The sequence below is a fragment of the Bradyrhizobium sp. 2TAF36 genome, from assembly GCF_052114925.1.
Classification (GTDB): Bacteria; Pseudomonadota; Alphaproteobacteria; order Rhizobiales; family Xanthobacteraceae; genus Bradyrhizobium; species Bradyrhizobium barranii.
Map to the genome: position 1 here is coordinate 19,449 of NZ_JBFRFR010000079.1, position 18,313 is coordinate 37,761.

17 protein-coding genes and 1 pseudogene are annotated in these 18,313 nt (G+C 63.7%); 14 read left to right on the forward strand and 4 right to left on the reverse strand.

Annotation, left to right across the window (positions count from 1 at the left end; all coding sequences use genetic code 11):
- Positions 1–164: 164 nt before the first annotated feature.
- Both AB4Z51_RS35360 and AB4Z51_RS35365 read left to right on the forward strand, forming a co-directional pair.
- A complete protein-coding gene (locus AB4Z51_RS35360; protein WP_441498947.1) occupies positions 165–1,337 on the forward strand; it encodes an acetyl-CoA C-acetyltransferase in 1,173 nt (390 codons plus the stop codon).
- A gap of 177 nt (positions 1,338–1,514) precedes the next feature.
- Positions 1,515–3,059, forward strand: coding sequence for an acyl-CoA synthetase (locus AB4Z51_RS35365; RefSeq protein WP_085398963.1), 1,545 nt, complete (start codon positions 1,515–1,517; stop codon positions 3,057–3,059).
- A gap of 173 nt (positions 3,060–3,232) precedes the next feature.
- Here AB4Z51_RS35365 and AB4Z51_RS35370 read toward each other — a convergent pair whose 3' ends face one another.
- The gene (locus tag AB4Z51_RS35370; RefSeq protein WP_063985757.1) at positions 3,233–3,775 is read right to left on the reverse strand and encodes a methylated-DNA--[protein]-cysteine S-methyltransferase; all 543 of its coding nucleotides are present in this window, start codon (positions 3,773–3,775) and stop codon (positions 3,233–3,235) included.
- 138 nt (positions 3,776–3,913) lie between these two features.
- Between AB4Z51_RS35370 and AB4Z51_RS35375 the strand changes: the two genes are divergently transcribed.
- Positions 3,914–4,732 carry an alpha/beta fold hydrolase gene (locus tag AB4Z51_RS35375; RefSeq protein WP_085401957.1) on the forward strand — a complete coding sequence of 273 codons (819 nt, stop codon included), beginning with the start codon at positions 3,914–3,916 and terminating at the stop codon, positions 4,730–4,732.
- Between the two features lie 2 nt (positions 4,733–4,734).
- Positions 4,735–5,547 carry an alpha/beta fold hydrolase gene (locus AB4Z51_RS35380; protein WP_135214785.1) on the forward strand — a complete coding sequence of 271 codons (813 nt, stop codon included), beginning with the start codon at positions 4,735–4,737 and terminating at the stop codon, positions 5,545–5,547.
- A gap of 42 nt (positions 5,548–5,589) precedes the next feature.
- Here the strand turns inward: AB4Z51_RS35380 and AB4Z51_RS35385 are convergent, their stop codons facing one another.
- A complete protein-coding gene (locus AB4Z51_RS35385; RefSeq protein ID WP_085401961.1) occupies positions 5,590–6,045 on the reverse strand; it encodes a carboxymuconolactone decarboxylase family protein in 456 nt (151 codons plus the stop codon).
- A gap of 99 nt (positions 6,046–6,144) precedes the next feature.
- On the opposite strand from AB4Z51_RS35385, the gene AB4Z51_RS35390 reads away from it, so the two are divergent.
- The 7 genes from AB4Z51_RS35390 (at position 6,145) to AB4Z51_RS35420 (ending at position 12,699) form a co-directional block, all read left to right on the forward strand.
- Positions 6,145–7,014, forward strand: a complete 870-nt coding sequence (locus AB4Z51_RS35390) for a sigma-70 family RNA polymerase sigma factor (protein ID WP_441498948.1) — start codon at positions 6,145–6,147, stop codon at positions 7,012–7,014.
- Positions 7,015–7,103: 89 nt separating this feature from the next.
- Positions 7,104–8,360, forward strand: coding sequence for a M20/M25/M40 family metallo-hydrolase (locus AB4Z51_RS35395; protein WP_441498949.1), 1,257 nt, complete (start codon positions 7,104–7,106; stop codon positions 8,358–8,360).
- Positions 8,361–8,543: 183 nt separating this feature from the next.
- Entirely contained in the window at positions 8,544–9,221 is a 678-nt protein-coding gene (locus tag AB4Z51_RS35400) for a GntR family transcriptional regulator (RefSeq protein WP_085401953.1), read from the forward strand.
- Between the two features lie 143 nt (positions 9,222–9,364).
- Positions 9,365–10,165, forward strand: coding sequence for a phytanoyl-CoA dioxygenase family protein (locus tag AB4Z51_RS35405; protein ID WP_441498950.1), 801 nt, complete (start codon positions 9,365–9,367; stop codon positions 10,163–10,165).
- Positions 10,166–10,307: 142 nt separating this feature from the next.
- Positions 10,308–11,615, forward strand: coding sequence for an NAD(P)H-dependent oxidoreductase (locus tag AB4Z51_RS35410; protein ID WP_085401951.1), 1,308 nt, complete (start codon positions 10,308–10,310; stop codon positions 11,613–11,615).
- Positions 11,616–11,970: 355 nt separating this feature from the next.
- Positions 11,971–12,246 carry a hypothetical protein gene (locus AB4Z51_RS35415; RefSeq protein WP_071909357.1) on the forward strand — a complete coding sequence of 92 codons (276 nt, stop codon included), beginning with the start codon at positions 11,971–11,973 and terminating at the stop codon, positions 12,244–12,246.
- 75 nt (positions 12,247–12,321) lie between these two features.
- Positions 12,322–12,699, forward strand: a complete 378-nt coding sequence (locus tag AB4Z51_RS35420; protein ID WP_085401950.1) for a hypothetical protein — start codon at positions 12,322–12,324, stop codon at positions 12,697–12,699.
- A gap of 203 nt (positions 12,700–12,902) precedes the next feature.
- On the opposite strand, the gene AB4Z51_RS35425 is transcribed toward AB4Z51_RS35420, so the two are convergent.
- Positions 12,903–13,988 (reverse strand): SDR family oxidoreductase, encoded by a 1,086-nt coding sequence (locus tag AB4Z51_RS35425; protein ID WP_135214783.1) that lies wholly within the window; start codon positions 13,986–13,988, stop codon positions 12,903–12,905.
- A 292-nt stretch (positions 13,989–14,280) separates the two neighbouring features.
- Between AB4Z51_RS35425 and AB4Z51_RS35430 the strand changes: the two genes are divergently transcribed.
- Positions 14,281–15,372: a TRAP transporter substrate-binding protein gene (locus tag AB4Z51_RS35430; protein WP_063986726.1), complete on the forward strand. Its 1,092-nt coding sequence runs from the start codon at positions 14,281–14,283 to the stop codon at positions 15,370–15,372.
- Positions 15,373–15,702: 330 nt separating this feature from the next.
- Positions 15,703–16,794, forward strand: coding sequence for a TRAP transporter substrate-binding protein (locus tag AB4Z51_RS35435; protein WP_063985767.1), 1,092 nt, complete (start codon positions 15,703–15,705; stop codon positions 16,792–16,794).
- Between the two features lie 281 nt (positions 16,795–17,075).
- Here AB4Z51_RS35435 and AB4Z51_RS35440 read toward each other — a convergent pair whose 3' ends face one another.
- A complete protein-coding gene (locus tag AB4Z51_RS35440; RefSeq protein WP_085401949.1) occupies positions 17,076–17,663 on the reverse strand; it encodes a hypothetical protein in 588 nt (195 codons plus the stop codon).
- A 193-nt stretch (positions 17,664–17,856) separates the two neighbouring features.
- Here AB4Z51_RS35440 and AB4Z51_RS35445 point away from each other — a divergent pair.
- Positions 17,857–18,313, forward strand: a pseudogene (locus AB4Z51_RS35445) (hypothetical protein); the annotation flags it as partial.

Below are 18,313 nucleotides of genomic sequence, written 5' to 3' on the forward strand. Positions count from 1 at the left end.
GTAGTCACGGAGTTCCCTGTTCTCGCCGCTTGAAGCGGCCGCAGATAAGCCGAAGCAGCGCCTCATCACAAGAGTTAATTGATCGATTGACTAAACGATATCACGCCCATTAAATCCGCGCCGACAATCCAACTCGATAGAGAACAATCCAGGGAGAGACCGACATGGCCGAGGCTTACATCGTCGCCGCTGCGCGTACCGCGGGCGGGCGCAAGGGGGGCCGCCTCGCCGGCTGGCATCCGGCCGATCTCGCCGCAAAAGTGCTGGACGAACTGGTCGATCGCACCAAGATCGATCCCGCCCTGGTCGAGGACGTGATCATGGGCTGCGTGATGCAGGTCGGTGAGCAGTCCAACAACGTCGCGCGCAACGCGATCATGGCCTCGAAGCTGCCGGAGAGCGTTCCGGGCACCTCGATCGACCGGCAGTGCGGCTCCTCGCAGCAGGCGCTGCACTTCGCCGCGCAAGCCGTGATGTCCGGCACGATGGACGTGGTGATCGCCGCCGGCRTGGAATCGATGACGCGCGTGCCGATGGGCCTGTCCTCGCAGCTTCCGGCCAAGAACGGCTTTGGCAATTACAAGAGCCCGGGCATCGAGCACAAATATCCGAACATCGTGTTCAGCCAGTTCACCGGCGCGGAGATGATGGCCGAGAAGTACGGCCTGTCGAAGAATGATCTCGACGAATACTCCTACAACAGCCATCAGCGCGCGATCGCAGCGACGCAAGCCGGCCACTTCAAGAAGGAGATCGTGCCGCTCGAGATCACCCGCGCCGACGGCAGCAAGGACACCCATCACATCGACGAAGGCATCCGCTTCGACGCCACGCTCGACGGCATCAAGGGCRTCAAGCTGATTGCCGAGAACGGCAAGCTGACGGCGGCGAGCGCCAGCCAGATCTGCGACGGCGCCTCCGGTGTCATGGTGGTGAACGAGCGCGGCCTCAAGCAGCTCGGACTCACACCGCTGGCGCGCATCCATCACATGACCATGACCGGCGGCGATCCCGTCATCATGCTCGATGCTCCGCTGCACGCCACCAAGCGCGCGCTGGAGAAGGCCGGCATGACGATCGACGACATCGACCTGTTCGAGGTCAACGAGGCCTTCGCCTCGGTGCCGACCGGCTGGCTCAAGACCACCGGCGCCGATCCAGCCCGCCTCAACGTCAATGGCGGCGCCATCGCGCTCGGTCATCCGCTCGGCGGCTCCGGCACCAAGTTGATGACCACACTGGTCCACGCCCTGCACCAGCGCGGCAAGCGCTATGGCCTGCAGACTATGTGCGAAGGCGGCGGCATGGCGAATGTAACGATCGTGGAGCGGCTGTAAGCTGCTGCTGCCACACTAACGGTGTCGTCCCGGCGAAAGCCGGGACCCATACCGCGAAATCTATCGATTGTGGTTGGTCGCAGTACCGAACGACAATCCTCTGCCAAACGACGCCCTGTGGTTATGGGTCCCGGCTTTCGCCGGGACGACATCTCGTGTGCCTTGGGACCTACGCTTATGACCCATCCGTCCGTCTACGCCAAAACCACGCCCGACAAGATCGCCTACCAGATGGCCGGGACCGGCAGGGCGATCACCTATCGCGAGCTCGACGAGCTCTCGAACCAGGGCGCAAACCTGTTCCGCTCGCTCGGCCTGAAGGCCGGCGACCACATCGCGCTCTTGATGGAAAACCGTCTCGCGTTCATGGAGATCTGCTGGGCCGCGCAACGCAGCGGGCTCTATTACACCGCCATCAGCCGCTATCTGAAGCAGGACGAGATCGACTACATCATCGGCGATTGCGGCGCCAAGGTCGTGATCACCACGCCGAAATGCGCCGACCAGATCAGGGCCCTGATCAAGGGGACCGCAGGCGAGCCGATCTTCTACATGGTCGACGAACCCCAGCCCGGCTTCCGCTCCTACGACAAGGAAGCGTCGGCACAGCCGACAACGCCGATTGCGGACGAGGTCGCCGGCTACGACATGCTGTATTCGTCCGGCACCACCGGCCGACCGAAGGGCATCAAGAGGGCCTTCGAAGGCAACAAGATCGACGTGCCGAACGCCTTCCTGCGCGTCCTCTGCGCCGACATGTGTGGCATGAATGCGGAGAGCACCTATCTCTCGCCGGCGCCGCTCTATCACGCGGCTCCGCTGCGCTTCAACATGATGGCGATCGTGCTGGGCGGCACCTCCATCATCATGGAGCATTTTGACGCCGAGGATTTTCTCAAGCTCGTCGAGAAGTACAAGGTCACGCAGTCACAGCTTGTACCGACCATGTTCGTGCGCATGCTGAAGCTGCCGGACGAGGTTCGCGGCAAGTACAACGTCTCCACGCTGAAGGGCGCGATCCACGCCGCTGCCCCCTGCCCTGTCGACGTCAAGGCAAAAATGATCGAATGGTGGGGACCGATCCTGATCGAGTATTACGCCGGCTCGGAAGGCAACGGCGTCACCGTCTGCAATTCGCAGCAATGGCTGGAGCATCGCGGCAGCGTCGGCCGCGCCGTGGTCGGCAAGATCAAGATCCTGGACGAGAACGACGAGGAGCAGCCGGTGGGCGAGATCGGCACGGTCTATTTCGCCGATGCGCCTGTTTTCACCTATCACAACGATCCAGAGAAAACGAAGAAGGCCTACAACGCCAAGGGTTGGTCGACGCTTGGCGACGTCGGCTACCTCGACAAGGACGGTTTTCTGTTCCTCACCGACCGCAAGTCCTACATGATCATCTCCGGCGGGGTGAACATCTACCCGCAGGAGACCGAGGACGTGCTCATCACTCACCCTGATATCGCCGACGTCGCCGTGTTCGGCGTGCCGAACGAGGAGATGGGCGAAGAGGTGAAGGCGGTGGTGCAGCCACACGACATGAGCCGCGCCGGCAAGGCGCTCGAAGCCGACCTGATCGCCTACTGCAAGACACGTCTCTCGGCGATCAAATGCCCGCGCTCGATCGATTTCGAAGCCGAGCTGCCGCGCACGCCGACGGGCAAGCTGGTGAAGCGGCATCTGCGCGACCGGTATTGGCCGAAGACGACGGCAAAGATTTAGCCACTTGCTTACCCTCCCCTGGAGGGGGAGGGTCGGCGCGAAGCGACGGGGTGGGGTGATCTCTCCACTCGGGCACTGTTCCACTCGGAGAGACTGTCACCCCGCCCCGCTGCGCATTCCGCTTCGCTGCATGCGCATCGACCCTCCCCCTCCAGGGGAGGGTGAAGCGGAGATTAATCAAACAAACTCGGCGTGTGGTTCACCAGCGCGCCTTCGATCTCGAGCATCTTCAGCTTCGTCACCACGCCGCCATTGGCCGAGAAGCCGCCGGGCTTGTTGCCGGCGGCCAGCACGCGATGGCAGGGCACGACGATCGGGCACGGGTTGCGGCCGAGCGCCTGACCGACATCGCGCGACAGCTGGACGCCGCCGAGCTGCTTGGCGATGTCGCCATAGGTGATGGTCTTGCCGGGCGGGATGGCGCGGGCGATCTCGTAGACGCCGCGGTTGAAGTCGGGCACGCCGTCGAGATCGAGCGGGATGTCGGTGAGATCGTCCGGCTCGCCCGCGAGCAATTTTGTGATGCGGTCGATCGCCTCTCGCACCTCGGCGGTCGGCTCTGCCTCGGTGGCGTCGGCATGGCGCTGGCTGATGCGGGTGCGGATCTTCTCCTCGCCGCCCATGGGCAGTTGCGTGCCGTTGATACCACGCGGGCCCCAGGCGATGGCACAGAGGCCGATCCTGGTGTCGAACAGGGCAAAATGCTGGTCGGTCATGACTTGGTTCCTGGCTTGCGCCCTCGTCGCATGCCCCCATTGTGATCCATGCCTAAATCTAGGCTTGGAAATAGTTGCGATCCACCCGGTTTCCGGGAATCTTGCACAGGAGTTCCTGCCCCCTCCCGCGAGCCCCGAATGCAAAGCCTCCACGTCAACGGATACGACATGCCCTATCTCGACGTGGGCGAAGACAGGAGCCGGCCGCCGCTGGTCTGTGTACATGGCTCGCTCAATGACTTCCGCGTCTGGGGCTGCGTGCTCGGACCGCTGACGCAGCGGCATCGGGTGATCGCCGTCAGCTTGCGGCACTTCTTCCCGGACCGCTGGGATGGCGTCGGCGACACCTATTCGATCGCCCAGCATGTCCAGGACGTCATCGCCTTCATCGAGAAGCTCGACGTCGGCCCGGTCGATCTGATGGGCCATTCCCGCGGCGGGCACATCTGCTTCCGCGTGGCACAGGCGCGCCCCGACCTGTTGCGGCGGCTGATCCTGGCCGAACCCGGCGGCGAGCTCGATGCGAGCCTCGATCCCGATTACGTCGGCGGCCCCTCGCCGCTGTTGGCGCGGTTCACGGCCTCGGCCGAGAAGATCGCGGCCGGCGATGTCGACGGCGGCCTTGCCGTCTTCGTGGACACGCTGGAGGGCGCCGGCACCTGGCCGCGGCTGCCGGCGATGGTGAAGCAGAATCTGCGCGACAACGCCTATACCCTGATCGGGCAGGTCCGCGACAACCGTCCGCCCTTCTTGAAGGCGGATGCGGAATCGATCAGGATGCCGACGCTGTTCATCCTGGGTGCGCGGACCAAAGGCCTGCTGCCAAAGGTGCTGCATGCGCTGGCCGCGCACGTACCCTATTCCAAGACGGCGATCATCCCGAACGCGACCCATCCGATGTTCGAGCAGGCGCCGCAAAAATACACCGAACTGGTTCTGGATTTCCTGGCGAGCTGATCATGCAGAGCTTTCGCGTCAACGGTTACGACATGGCCTATCTCGAAGTCGGCGACGGCCCGCCGCTGGTCTGCGTCCATGGCACGTTAGGTGATTTCCGCACCTGGTATTCAGTGCTCGGCCCGCTGTCGAAGTCCCATCGCGTCATCTCGGTCAGCCTGCGGCACTTCTTTCCCGAGCATTGGGACGCCGTCGGCGACGATTACAAGATGGCGCAGCACGTCGCGGACACGATCGCCTTCATCGAGCAGGTCAGACCCGGCCCGGTCGACCTGATGGGCCATTCGCGCGGCGGCCACATCGCGTTTCGCGTCGCGCAAGCGCGGCCTGACCTGCTGCGCAAGCTGGTGCTGGCCGAGCCGGGCGGCGATCTCGACGCCAGCCTGCCGGTGCCGGAAGGCACGCCCGCGCATCCGCCGCTCGCCGCGAAGACGGTGCGCTCGGTCGAGATGATCCGTGCCGGCGACATCGACGGCGCGCTGCAGAATTTCTACGAGGGCATCGAAGGCGACGGCTCGTGGCGGCGCGTGCCGGCGGCGGCGAAGCAACAGCTGCGCGACAACACGCTCACCTTCCTCGGCCAGATCAACGAGCAGCGCCGGTCCTACACGCTCGCGGATGCGCAGGCGATCAGGACACCGACGCTGCTGATCGGCGGCGGTGCGACCACCGGCAGCCTGTCGGTAATGTGGCGCGTGCTGGCCGAGCACATCGCGGGCAGCAAGACGGCGGTGATCGAGAATGCCGGCCACTGGATGTTCGAGCAGGCGCCGCTTGAGTTCGGCGAGGTCGTAAACAGGTTTCTGGCGGAGTAGCTTCTTCGCCTCTCCCCGCGTGCGGGGAGAGGAAAAAGAGCCTCACACCTTCCAGACACCCACCGGCATCTTGATCGTCGCATTCAGCCGGTTCCAGACGTTGATGGTCGCGATCGAGAGGATCAGGGTTGCGAGCTCGCGCTCGTCAAAATGCTTGGCGGCCTCGTTCCAGATCGCATCCGGCACCGGGTCCTCGCGATCGGCAAGGCGCGTGACGGCTTCGGTCAGCGCCAGCGCGGCGCGTTCGGCGTCGCTGAAATAGGGCGCGTCGCGCCAGGCCGAGACGGCGAACAAGCGCTCGTCGGTCTCGCCAGCCCTGCGGGCGATCTTCGGATGCATGTCGACACAGACACTGCAGCCGTTGATCTGGCTGGCGCGCAGGTGCACCAGTTCCAGGAGCTTTTCCGGCAGCCCCTGCTTGGTCAAATTGCCGAGGGATTGAAGGTGGTTCATGGCTTCAGGCAGGACCATGACGGGGTGGTTCATGCGCGCGTGCATCATCTTGCGTCTCCGTTTGAGAATTTCGAAGGTTCCGGTCACATCGGCCGGATTGGCTTCGTCATGGGCATGACGGATTGCGATGAGGGAATGTGACCGATGACCCAGAAAAACTTCGAAGAAAATTTTCTCAGCCGCCAGTTCGAGGCCAGCAGGGACCATTTGCGCGCGGTCGCCTACCGGATGCTGGGTTCCAGTGCCGAGGTCGACGATGCCGTGCAGGAGGCCTGGCTGCGGGTCAGCCGTTACGACACGTCCGATGTCGCGAACCTGCGCGGCTGGCTGACCACCGTGGTCGCGCGCATCTGCCTCGACATGCTGCGCGCGCGCAAATCGCGCCGCGAGGACCCGATGGGCCCGCACGTGCCCGAGCCGGTCGACGAGACGCGGGAGCGCGAGGCGGAGATGGCCGATTCCGTCGGCGCGGCCCTTCTCGTCGTGCTCGAGACATTGCAGCCGGCGGAACGGCTGGCCTTCGTGCTGCACGATATGTTCGCAGTCCCCTTCGAGGAGATCGCGCCGATCGTCGGACGCTCGGTCGACGCCTCACGGCAGCTTGCGAGCCGCGCACGTCGGCGCGTCCAGGGTGCGCCGGTGCCCGAGGCGCACATCTCGCACCAGCGCGCGATCGTCGATGCTTTCCTCAGGGCTTCGCGCGAGGGCAATTTCGAGGGCCTGCTGGCCCTGCTCGATCCCGACGTCGTGTTCCGTGCCGACCAGGCTGCGGTGCGGCTCGGCACGCTGCCGGCGATCCGCGGCGCGGATGCGGTCGCACAGCTCTACAAGGGCCGTGCGCAGGCTGCACGGACGGCGCTGGTCGATGGCGAGATCGGCGTCGCCGTCATCTTCAGCGAACGTCTGCGCATCGCGCTGCGCGTGACGTTCAACGGCGACCGGATCGCGGGGATCGAGGCGGTAGCCGATGCGGACCAGATCGCGACGATGGAGGTGGAGGTGCTGGAGCGCTAGCGGGACGTGGCATCGCGTCTTTCCGGATGCTAGGCTTTCCGCGCAATCGCGCGCGGTGCCAGCGCTCAAGACGCGAAAGGACGATTTCCATGACAGTCCGCTTCATTCCCCTGCTCGCCTTGTCCCTGCTCGGCCTCGCCGCCGGCAGCACCACCGCGCTTGCGGCCGCCGACGAAAAGCTGAAAGCCGCGGCCGAGCAGGAGAAGGCGCCGCTGATCGAGACCCTGCACGACATGGTGATGATCGAGAGCGGCAGCAGCGATGCCGACGGCCTGAAGAAGATGGCCGAATTCACCGAAGCGCGCCTGAAGGCGCTGGGCGCCACCATCGAGCGGCGCAAGACCACCGCGGGTACGGGCGCCGACATGGTGATCGCCACCTTCCAGGGCACCGGGTCGCGCAAGCTGATGCTGATCGCGCATATGGACACGGTCTATCAGCGCGGCATCCTCGCAAGCGAGCCGTACCGTATCGACGGCAACCGCATCTACGGCCCCGGCATCGCCGACGACAAGGGCGGCATTGCCGTGGTCCTGCATGCGCTCAAGATCCTGAAGGACGCCGGCTGGCAGGACTACGCCAGGCTCACCGTGTCCTTCAATCCGGATGAAGAGGTCGGCTCGATCGGGTCGGGCGAGATCATTGCCGAGCTCGCCGACCAGCACGACGTCGTGCTCTCCTGCGAACCGACGGTGGCCGCGCCGATCGCCAAGAATGACGGGCTGCTGCTGGGCGCGAGCGGCACTGCCACGGCGAAGATGGAGGTGAAGGGCCGCGCCTCGCATGCCGGCGCCGCGCCCGATCTGGGCCGCAACGCGCTGATCGAGCTCGCACATCAATTGCAGCAGACGAAGGACGTCGCCAAGTCGATCCCGGRCACGCAGCTCAACTGGACCACGGCGCAGGCGGGCACGGTGCGCAACCAGATTCCGGAAAAGGCCGAGGCCGGCGCCGACATCCGCCTGACCATCCCCGATGGCATCGCCAAATTGCAGGCGGCGCTCGACGCGAAGGTGAAGGACAAGTTCGTGCCCGACACCGAGACCACAGTGACGATCATTGCGGGCCGCCCGCCCTTCGTCGCCAGCGATCGCGGCCGCGCGCTCGCGCAGGAGGGGCAGGCGATCTATGCCGAGATCGACCGCAAGCTCGACATCGCCGAGATGACCGGCGGCGCCACCGACGCCGGCTATGCCAACCGCAGCGGCAAGGCGGTCGTGGTCGAGAGCTTTGGCCTCGCCGGCTTCGGCTATCACGCCCGGGACGAGTTCATCGACACCAACTCGATCGTGCCGCGGCTCTATCTGATGAGCCGGATACTGATCGAGCAGGGCAAGAAGAAGTAGGCGCCGGGGCCGGCCAAGCCATTTCGGCGAAAACAACCCCATGCACAGTAGACGGCCCTAGCGATATCAATGGCTTAGCGAGGCCAAAACGGCGGCTTGAGGTCCGCCTTGACGCCCTCCCCCTCCTGCGATACCTTCGAATACGGAATTCCGTATTCCCTTTTATGTCTCGGAGCTGCCGGCGTGATCCCTCTCGACCCGCTCCCGAACCTGATCGACCAGGTCTATGCGCGGATCCTGGAGGCGATCTCCGACCGCACGCTTCAGCCCGGCCAGCGCATCCGGCAGAACGAACTCGCCGACAAGCTCGGCGTGTCGCGCCAGCCGGTGTCGCATGCGCTGCATTTGTTGCACCGGCAGGGTCTCGTCGCCGAGAGCGGCCGTCGCGGCTTTGAAGTCACCCAGCTCGACCCCTCGCGCATCCGCCAGCTCTACGAGGTGCGCGGCGCCATCGATGCGCTGGCCGCCCGGCTCGCCGCTCAGCGCGCCGCAAGCGACGCGGCGGGACGCGCGCGGCTGGACGCGGCCCTCGCCGCCGGACGCCGCATCGACCGCAAGACTTCGCTCGCCGAGCTGATCGTGCTCGACGTCGATTTTCACCGCGCGATCTATCAGCTCGCGGGCAATCCCGTGATCGAGGAGACGATCGCGCCGCAATGGCCGCATATGCGCCGCTCGATGGCGACGGTGCTCTCCGAGCTCGATTATCGCGGCAGCGCGTGGGCCGAGCACGCGACGATTGCCGGACACATTCTCGCAGGCGATGCGAAAGCCGCCGAGCGCGCCGCGCTGGCGCATGCGCAGACGGCGGGACGGATGACCGAGGAGAGATTGAAGGCGACGGACGAGGCGGCGGCGTAGCCATTTGCGCGCCCGCCGTCATGCCCGGGCTTGTCCCGGGCATCCACGTTCTTCTCGCGAACGTGGAGCAAAGACGTGGATGGCCGGGTCAAGCCCGGCCATGACGAGAGAAAACAATGAAACAACCAAGGAGGAAGCGACCCATGAAACTGTCTCAGGAGCAATTGGAGTTCTTCCATCGCGAGGGCTGGCTGTTCCTCCCCGAATTGTTCAGCCAGGAGGAGGTCGACTTCCTCGCGCGCGAGGCTGTCGGCATCTATGACGCCGATCGGCCCGAGGTCTGGCGCGAGAAGAGCGGCGCGCCGCGCACGGCCTTTGCCGCGCATCTCTACAACGAGGCCTTCGGCATCCTGGGCGCGCATCCGCGCATGATCGACCCGGTCGAGCAATTGTTCGGCGAGCCGGTCTACATGCACCAGTTCAAGATCAACGCGAAATCGGCCTTCACCGGCGACGTCTGGCAATGGCACCAGGATTACGGCACCTGGAAGCGCGACGACGGCATGCCGGAGCCGCGCGCGATGAACATCGCGATCTTCCTCGACGAAGTCATGCCGATCAACGGCCCCCTGATGCTGGTGCCGCAGAGCCAGAATGCCGGCGATCTCCAGGCCTCGCATGACCTTGCGACGACCTCCTATCCGCTGTGGACGCTGGACRAAGAGACCGTGACGCGCCTCGTCAAGCAGGGCGGCATCGTCGCGCCCACAGGCAAGCCGGGCGGCATGCTGATGTTCCACGGCAATCTCGTGCATGGCTCGGCCGGCAACATCACGCCCTACCCGCGCAAGATCGTGTACCTGACGCTGAACGCGGTCTCGAACTACATCCGTACCCCGACGCGGCCTGAGTACATCGCGCATCGCGATTTTGCGCCGATCAAGACGGTGGACGACGATGCGCTGGTGCGGCTCGCACGTGCGCCGCGACAGGCGGCGGAGTAAGTTCTCACTGTCATTCCGGGGCGCGCCTTCTTGGGCGCGAGCCCGGAATCCATACTCCCGATCGTGGTTATGGATTCCGGGCTCGACGCTGCGCGTCGCCCCGGAATGACGAGCTTTGATTGTTGCGCTCAGGACATCCCCCATGAACCTCTTCCGCCTCCTCCAGGCCCGCGCGTCCGCCGGCAAGCCTGTCCGTGTCGCGCTGATCGGTGCCGGCAAGTTCGGCTCGATGTTTCTGGCGCAGGTGCCGCACACGCCGGGGTTGGAGGTGCCCATCATCGTCGATATCGATCGCGACCGTGCGCGCGAAGCCTGCCGCACCGTGGGCTGGGATGCGGAGCGCATCGCGGCCACTGTGTTTACCGACGACGGCGCACGCGCCATTGCGGGCGGCGCGATGGATGTTGTCGTTGAAGCGACCGGCAATCCGGCCGTCGGCATCAAGCACGCGCGCGCTGCGATCGCGGCGGGCAAGCATATCGTGATGGTCAATGTCGAGGCCGACGTGCTGGCGGGCCCGCTGCTCGCCGAGGAAGCACGGAAGGCGGGCGTGGTCTATTCGCTCGCTTATGGCGACCAGCCGGCGCTGACCGCCGAGATGGTCGACTGGGCGCGCGCCACCGGTTTTCGCGTGGTCGCAGCCGGCAAAGGGACAAAATATCTGCCGGCCTATCACGACGTGACACCTGACGGCGTCTGGCAGCACTATGGTCTCACCGCGGGCGAGGCACAGTCGGCCGGCATGAATCCGCAGATGTTCAACTCCTTCCTCGACGGCACCAAATCCGCGATCGAGATGGCCGCGATCGCCAATGCCTGTGCGCTCGACGTACCCGCGAACGGTTTGCTGTTTCCACCCTGCGGCGTCGACGATTTGCCACACGTCATGCGTCCCAGCGACAAGGGCGGCGTGCTGGAGCGGTCGGGCGTGGTGGAAGTCGTCTCCTCGCTCGAACGCGACGGCCGGCCGGTGTTTCGCGATCTGCGCTGGGGCGTCTATGTCGTGCTGGAGGCGCCGAACGATTATGCCGCCGATTGCTTCAGGCAATACGGCCTGAAGACCGACGGCAGCGGACGCTTCGCGGCGATGTACAAGCCGTACCATCTGATCGGGCTCGAGCTGAACATCTCGATCCTGTCGGCGGCGCTGCGGGGCGAGCCGACCGGCCAGCCCTATGGCTTCCGCGGCGACGTTGCCGCCGTGGCCAAGCGCAATCTGCGCGCCGGCGAGATGCTGGACGGCGAAGGCGGCTACACCGTGTGGGGCAAGCTGGTGCCGGCGGCCGCGAGCCTGCAGGCCGGCGCGCTGCCGATCGGGCTCGCGCATCGCCTCAAGCTGAAGCACGACGTCGCCCATGGCGAGATCGTGCGCTGGAGCGACGTCGAGTTCGACGCCAACAACGAGACGATCAAGACGCGAAAGGTAATGGAGACGGCATTCGCGAAATAGCGGCTAGAACTGCCCCGGTTGAGCGGGTGGACTGGGCCAATCCGATCGCAAATTGTTCGGATTATTCCTTGCGAACAAGTCCTGCCTTATAACGCCGCTCGGGCCGGCATCAATTGATGGTGGCATTCCGCGAATATCACGGGTTGGCGCGACTATGACGCCGGTCCGAACGACACAATTGGCGGGATAGCCAACGTGTCGGCAGTAAGTTGCAGCACTCGCGCCTGCATTGCTTCCAACTGAGAAGCCAATAATTAGCGACGCTGACAAGGCAATTGATCGCTTCATTCTTGCCTCCTGTAACTGATCCACGGGAGAGAATTATAGATGAAGTGTAGCTATGCCAAAGCGGTGAATGTTGAACCATGAGTTCGGCTTCTCGATCAAAAGCCGGCATCGGCCGCAGCCCGCGCCATGTCCAACCGTATGCGGACTCATGATCGCAGCAGGTTGCGTCCTATTCGACCACGATGGCCTTGGCTTCGGCCTCCTCGAAATTCTTGCGCTGGTCACAGCGATTGATAGCCCCGAGAAGCCAATGGCCGGGCCGAGCAGTGTCAGGATGGTCGCGAAGGATGACACCGGGATGCTCGTTCTGTTCGTGCTCGCCCAACGTGTCACGTCGATTTGATGTTTTGCGCGCAAAAAAAACGGGTACTGACACACGTGGCATCTTGCACCACGGTCCAACCGTAAGGAGCAATCCATGATAAATCTGAAAATTCTTGGTGCGGTCGTTGTTGTGGCATCTGCCCTGTCCAGCTCTGCTGTACAGGCGCAGTGGTACAACTCCAATCCGGACGCATGCCAAGCTGAATTCGCCAGCTGCACGGGTCTTGGAACGGGGACCACCCCCGACTATCGGGTTCGGCCATCAACTCGGCGAACGGCATATCGCCAGCCGGCAGCGGCGGACGCGACTGTCGGCAGCTGGGGCAATTCCTACGCCATGTCGCCCGGCATGTCGTACGGCGAGATGGGCTGGAACGGCAGCTGGAGTACGTATGCTGCCCGCAACGGCATCGTCTGCCGGCCCGGCACCTATTTCAAGGGTAGCGACGGCCTCCAGCATCTCTGCCAGTAGGTCATCTGCTCTGACGTTAAACAGCTCAGGCGGCCCCAAAGGGGCCGCCTGTTTTGTGCTGGCTTGTGGCTCTCGCCGAAATCAGCATCCAGATCGCGCGGTGGGTGCACTACTGGGTGTACGAACGACCCCGATCTCCGGATCGAGGTCGCGTACCGTCACCAGTGCTTCGAGCGGGCGGCGGGCCTTCGTGGTAACGATCTCTATGGAAGCAGCCGGCTATCTTTGGCTTGCTTGAACCACTTCCGGAACATGTCCTCGGTGTCCATCATCTCGGTGAAGCCGGCGCGGTTGATCTTCACGGTCGAGACGATCGAGGGCGGACCGGACTCGGTCTGGCCGTAGCGCATGCTGTAATCGGCGTATTGGAACGACAGGCCGACGAAGTCGGCGAGGTCCGGCGACACGAGGCCGTGCTTGCGTCGCAACGCGTCCCAAGAAGAGACCCAATTGGGAAACTCCTTGGCGAGCGATAGCGGGATCGGCTTGCCGGGCTTCATCTCCAGCGCGTCGGCCACCGCGGGCCAGATGTTTTCCCAGGTGAAGACATCGCCATTGGTGACGTTGAAGGCTTCGTTCTGTGCCGCGTTGGCCTCGCCCGACCAGGCGATCGCGCGCGCGAGGAGATCGACGTCGACGGCCTGCGCCACCCGCGCGGCGCCGCCGGGAAAGTCGAGCGGCCTGCCCTGCTCGCGCAGCATCGCGGCATAGACGCCGAGCGGCGGGATCAGATCCATGGCGCCCCCCATGGCGAGGCCGACGATGAGAACGGGGCGCAAGATGCTCCAGTGCCAGGCTTTCCCGGCCTGGAGCTCGCGCAGGAAATTTTCCTGCGCCCAATAAAAATTGGGCTGCTCGTACATCTCGGAGCGGCCTTCGCGCGCCGGCACCGTCAGGGGGCGAACGTGAACCCCGTAAGCCTTGGTGCCCTGCAACAGAGCGACATGCTTGAGGTCCGGCGCGACCGGCTCGAGCGCGGCCATCAAATTGCGCAGCATCAGATCATTGGTCTTGATCTGCTGCGGATCGCGCCAACCATCGACGAGCTGTGGCGCCTCGTAGAGCGCGGCGTAGATCAGATGGGTGGCGCCCTGAAGCTCGGCCGCGGCACGGCGGCAATCGGCTTCGCTAGTAAGGTCGATCGGGACGTGGCGGGCGCCGTAGAGGTGGCGCGGCTTGCGTCGCGACAGCGCCACAACTTCTGAAGGCTCGGATGTGCCGAAGTGTCGCAACGCGGCGTTGCCGACGAGACCGGTTGCCCCAGCGACCACGACCTTTTTGCCCGTCATGCGCGAGCCTCCCTTGTTGTTGCCTAATCGCGTAGCAGATCGCTGATGGTTCCGACTTGCGTCTGGCCCGCGTTCGCACTTGCGAGGAAGGCATCAGGCTTGATTATCGCAGGGCGTCCGGTCATCCTTGCTGACGGAACCGCAACGCTCGGCTTCCAGCAACAAGAGCCCATCAGGGCCATTCGGAAACGCTCAAACAAATCTTAACAAGAGAACGTCGATCCTCGACGAAGACAAGACGACAGCAAGATCGTTCCCTGGTCGATGCATCGACGCAATGGAAGGGATGCGCATGAAACGTCGTGATTTTCTGAAGGTGACAGGCGTCGGCCTGGCCGCGAGCACAGCAGTGGCTGCGCCCGCGATCGCGCAGTCGTCGCCCGAGGTCAGGTGGCGCTACGCCACGAGCTGGCCGAAAGCCCTCGATACGCTCTATGGCGGCTGCGAATATTTCTGCAAGCAGGTCGCCGACATTACCGACAACAAATTCCAGATCCAGCCTTTTGCGGCGGGCGAGATCGTCCCGGGCCTGCAGGTGCTCGACGCCGTGTCGAACGGCACGGTCGAGATCGGCAATACCGCGCTTTATTACTATTGGGGCAAGAACCCCGCATTCACGTTCGCAACCGCCCTTCCGTTCGGATTGAACACGCGCCAGCAGATTTCCTGGTTGCTGTGGGGCGGCGGACAGGATCTCGTCAACGACCTCCTGAAGGAGCACAACGTCTACGGCATCCCGACCGGATCGACCGGCGCGCAGATGGGCGGCTGGTTCAGGAAGGAGATCAAGACGGTCGACGACCTCAAGGGCCTGAAGATGCGTATCGGCGGCTTTGCCGGCACGATCCTCGCCAAGCTCGGCTGCGTGCCGCAGCAGCTCGCCGGCGGCGACATCTATCCGGCGCTGGAGAAGGGCACCATCGACGCGGCCGAATGGGTCGGTCCCTATGACGACGAGAAGCTCGGCTTCGCCAAGGTCGCGAAGTACTACTACTATCCCGGCTGGTGGGAAGGCACGAGCCAGGGCCACAACATCATGAACATCGAGAAGTGGAACGCGCTGCCCAAGCACTACCAGGCGGCGATCGACGCGGCGTCACGCGACACCTTCACCTGGATCACCGGCAAGTACGATGCGGTGAATGCTCCGGCGCTGAAGCGGCTGATCGTGAACGGTGCGATCCTCAGGGGCTTCCCGCAGGAGGTGCTCGAGGCCTGCTACAACACCGCCAACGAGATCTATGCGGACCTGTCCAAGACCAATCCGCATTTCGGCAAGATGCATGCGAGCATGACCGCGTTCAAAAATGACTCGTTACCTTGGACGCAGGTGGCCGAGCTGAGCTACGACAGCTTCATGGCGCGGATGCGGACCAAGACGTGAGGCGCTGAGCGGCTCACACGACTAAAGACGGAGAAGCCCCGGAGATGCTGCCATCTCCGGGGTTTTACGTGCTTTGGTTCTGGTTTCGGACCAAACCTGGTTGTCCCAATCGGCTTCGCAACTGCGAGCGTCCCGACGCCGCTTGATTATCGCGAAGCGACCAGTCATCCTGATGGCGGGAACCGCAACGTACGGGATCCACAAAGAGCCCTGAAGGGCCGTCGGACACGCTCACACCATCACCAAAGACAAGTTCGGTTCTCGGCGAAGCAAAAGACGACACGAAGATCGTTCCCTTAGTCGAGCAATCGGCACAACGGAGGGATACGCATGAAACGTCGTGAATTTCTGAAAGTGACAGGCGCTGGCCTGGCGGCAAGCACAGCGGTTGCTGCGCCGGCCATCGCGCAATCTTCGCCGGAAGTGAGATGGCGGCTCGCCGCGAGCTGGCCCAAGGCGCTCGATACGCTCTACGGCGGCTGCGAATATTTCTGCAAGCGCGTGGCCGAGGCCACCGACAACAAATTCCAGATCCAGCCGTTCGCGTCCGGCGAGATCGTGCCGGGCCTGCAGGTGCTCGATGCCGTCTCGAACGGCACGGTCGAGATGGGCAACACGGCGCTGTATTATTACTGGGGCAAGAACCCCGCCTTCACGTTCGGCACCTCGCTGCCGTTCGGACTGAACACGCGGGCGCATATCTCCTGGCTGCTGTTCGGCGGCGGCACGGAAATGCTCAACGACCTGCTGAAGGAATACAACACGGTCGGCATTCCCACCGGCTCGACCGGCGCCCAGATGGGCGGCTGGTTCCGGAAGGAGATCAAGTCGATGGAGGATTTCAGGGGACTGAAATTCCGCGTCGGCGGCTTCGCCGGCACGATCATCGCCAAGGTCGGCGGCGTGCCGCAGCAGATCGCGGGCGGCGACATCTATCCGGCGCTGGAGAAGGGCACGATCGACGCCGCCGAATGGGTCGGGCCCTATGACGACGAGAAGCTCGGCTTCGTGAAGGTCGCGAAATACTATTATTATCCGGGCTGGTGGGAAGGCACCGGCCAGGGCCACAACGTCATAAATCGCGACAAGTGGAACGCGCTGCCGAAGCACTATCAGGCCGTGGTCGAGATGGCGTCACGCGATACCTTCACCTGGGTCACCGGCAAATACGACTACGTCAACCCGTCTGCGTTGAAGCGCCTGCTGGTGGCCGGTGCGGTCCTGAAGCCGTTCCCGCAGGAAGTCCTGGAGGCCTGCTACAACGCCGCCAACGAGATCTACGCCGATCTCAGCAAGACCAATCCGCACTTCAACAAGATGTACACGAGCCTGTCGGCGTTCAGGAACGAGTCGCTCGCCTGGATGCAGGTGGCAGAGCTCAGCTACGACAGCTTCATGATGCGGATGCGGACACGGACGTGAGGCGTTAAGCTAAACGCAGCGCCACAAACGACGAAAGCCCCGGAGATGTCTCCGGGGCTTTTTGTTTCGGGATCAAGAGCGCGGTGAGGCGAGAGCCCGAACCACACCAAAGGTGTCATCGCCGGCTTGACCGGGCGATCCAGTATTCCAGAGGCCCATATTGGAGAACACGCTCTCACCACCTCCGCCGCGGCGTACTGGATGCCCCGGTCAAGCCGGGGCATGACAGCTGTGGGTGTGGCGGGCGCTTTCTGTAATAGCGCTCAGTTCTGTAATAGCGCTTAGTTCTGATCGTCACCCAGCGCGGCAACCAGCTTGTCGTAGTACTTGCCGACCAGATCGATGTTGGCCTTGTTCTCGACCTGCGGCGCCGGCGTCTTCAGCGCTTCGTTGAGCTCATCGAGCGCTTCCTTCTTGTCCTTGGCCGGCATCTTCTTGTCGGCCTGGACCTGCGCGATCTGCGCCTTGATGACGGCTTCCGTGCCGACATATTTCTTGGTCGCGGGATCGAAGCCGCCGAGCACGAGGCTGATGTTGTCGACGACGTTGTTGTAATCGTCATAGCCGGCAAAGCCGTTCTTCTTGGCGACGCCGTCGAGCTGGCCGATCACCTTCTGGTCGGGCGCGGTGTTCTCCGGCAGCTTCTCCGTGATCGCATCCATGTCCTTCTGCGCAGCGAGCACACCGTCGAGCTGCTTGTCGGTCAGCGCGATCTGCTTGAGGCTGGGTGCCTGCGCAGGCGCGGCCTGCGGAGCCGGCGCGGCCTGCTTGGCCTGCGCAAACGCGGCGCCGGAGGAGGCAAGCGATGCGGCGGACAGAAGGCACGCGACGCCGAACGCGGTGAGGACGGGACGAAGCAATGCTGGCATGGGAGTCTCCTCCTGAAGGGGATGGTTGGTGTTGTCAGCGGAAGGTCTTGGCGATCGAAGGTCTCGACGACGGAAAAACTAGGGAGCCTGGAATGAACTGCGCATGAACTCCGCTTGCGTCTGCTAAGGGCCGATCATGGCTGAATGATCACAACCCTGTGGTGGCTCCTGCGATCACCAAACATTGTTCTCCATGCAATCCATCTTGCCTGCCGACCTGTCGAGGCGCCTGCCATTTGCGGCGCGGTGGCGTTCAGCCTGGTGTCAGGAAGCACCTGAAATCACGACCTGCAACGGATCACTGTGCCGGCAGAAAAATGCGCTGATGACGAAGGTGCACGAGAGCGCGCTCAGCGTTGAGAGCGGCGAAGATCTGCTGTCGGTCTACGAATGGAAGACGCACCGCACGAAGCCATGTCTTCTGCTCGCGCCGCGGGATCTACACGTTCCATCGCCAGCGCGACGCCGGATCGTTTCGGCGTCAACGTGTTCTGTCTTGAGGATGAGGCTCGGCGCCACTGTTGCCGAAGACGACCGCACAAACAAAAACGCCGCCTCGGTTTCCGGAAGCGGCGTTCTTTGTATTCGAACATCGAAAGAGGAAGATTTCTTGTCCTTGGCAGGCCTGGCAGCGACCTACTCTCCCAGGG

Bases quoted from the DNA above. Each gene is read 5' to 3' on its own strand.
- AB4Z51_RS35375 (WP_085401957.1), top strand. From the start codon at position 3,914: ATGCAAAGCCTCCACGTCAACGGATACGACATGCCCTATCTCGACGTG.
- AB4Z51_RS35420 (WP_085401950.1), top strand. From the start codon at position 12,322: ATGATAAATCTGAAAATTCTTGGTGCGGTCGTTGTTGTGGCATCTGCC.
- AB4Z51_RS35425 (WP_135214783.1), bottom strand. From the start codon at position 13,988: ATGACGGGCAAAAAGGTCGTGGTCGCTGGGGCAACCGGTCTCGTCGGC.
- AB4Z51_RS35435 (WP_063985767.1), top strand. From the start codon at position 15,703: ATGAAACGTCGTGAATTTCTGAAAGTGACAGGCGCTGGCCTGGCGGCA.
- AB4Z51_RS35440 (WP_085401949.1), bottom strand. From the start codon at position 17,663: ATGCCAGCATTGCTTCGTCCCGTCCTCACCGCGTTCGGCGTCGCGTGC.
- AB4Z51_RS35410 (WP_085401951.1), top strand. From the start codon at position 10,308: ATGAACCTCTTCCGCCTCCTCCAGGCCCGCGCGTCCGCCGGCAAGCCT.
- AB4Z51_RS35385 (WP_085401961.1), bottom strand. From the start codon at position 6,045: ATGCACGCGCGCATGAACCACCCCGTCATGGTCCTGCCTGAAGCCATG.
- AB4Z51_RS35370 (WP_063985757.1), bottom strand. From the start codon at position 3,775: ATGACCGACCAGCATTTTGCCCTGTTCGACACCAGGATCGGCCTCTGT.
- AB4Z51_RS35430 (WP_063986726.1), top strand. From the start codon at position 14,281: ATGAAACGTCGTGATTTTCTGAAGGTGACAGGCGTCGGCCTGGCCGCG.
- AB4Z51_RS35380 (WP_135214785.1), top strand. From the start codon at position 4,735: ATGCAGAGCTTTCGCGTCAACGGTTACGACATGGCCTATCTCGAAGTC.
- AB4Z51_RS35390 (WP_441498948.1), top strand. From the start codon at position 6,145: ATGACCCAGAAAAACTTCGAAGAAAATTTTCTCAGCCGCCAGTTCGAG.
- AB4Z51_RS35415 (WP_071909357.1), top strand. From the start codon at position 11,971: ATGTTGAACCATGAGTTCGGCTTCTCGATCAAAAGCCGGCATCGGCCG.
- AB4Z51_RS35365 (WP_085398963.1), top strand. From the start codon at position 1,515: ATGACCCATCCGTCCGTCTACGCCAAAACCACGCCCGACAAGATCGCC.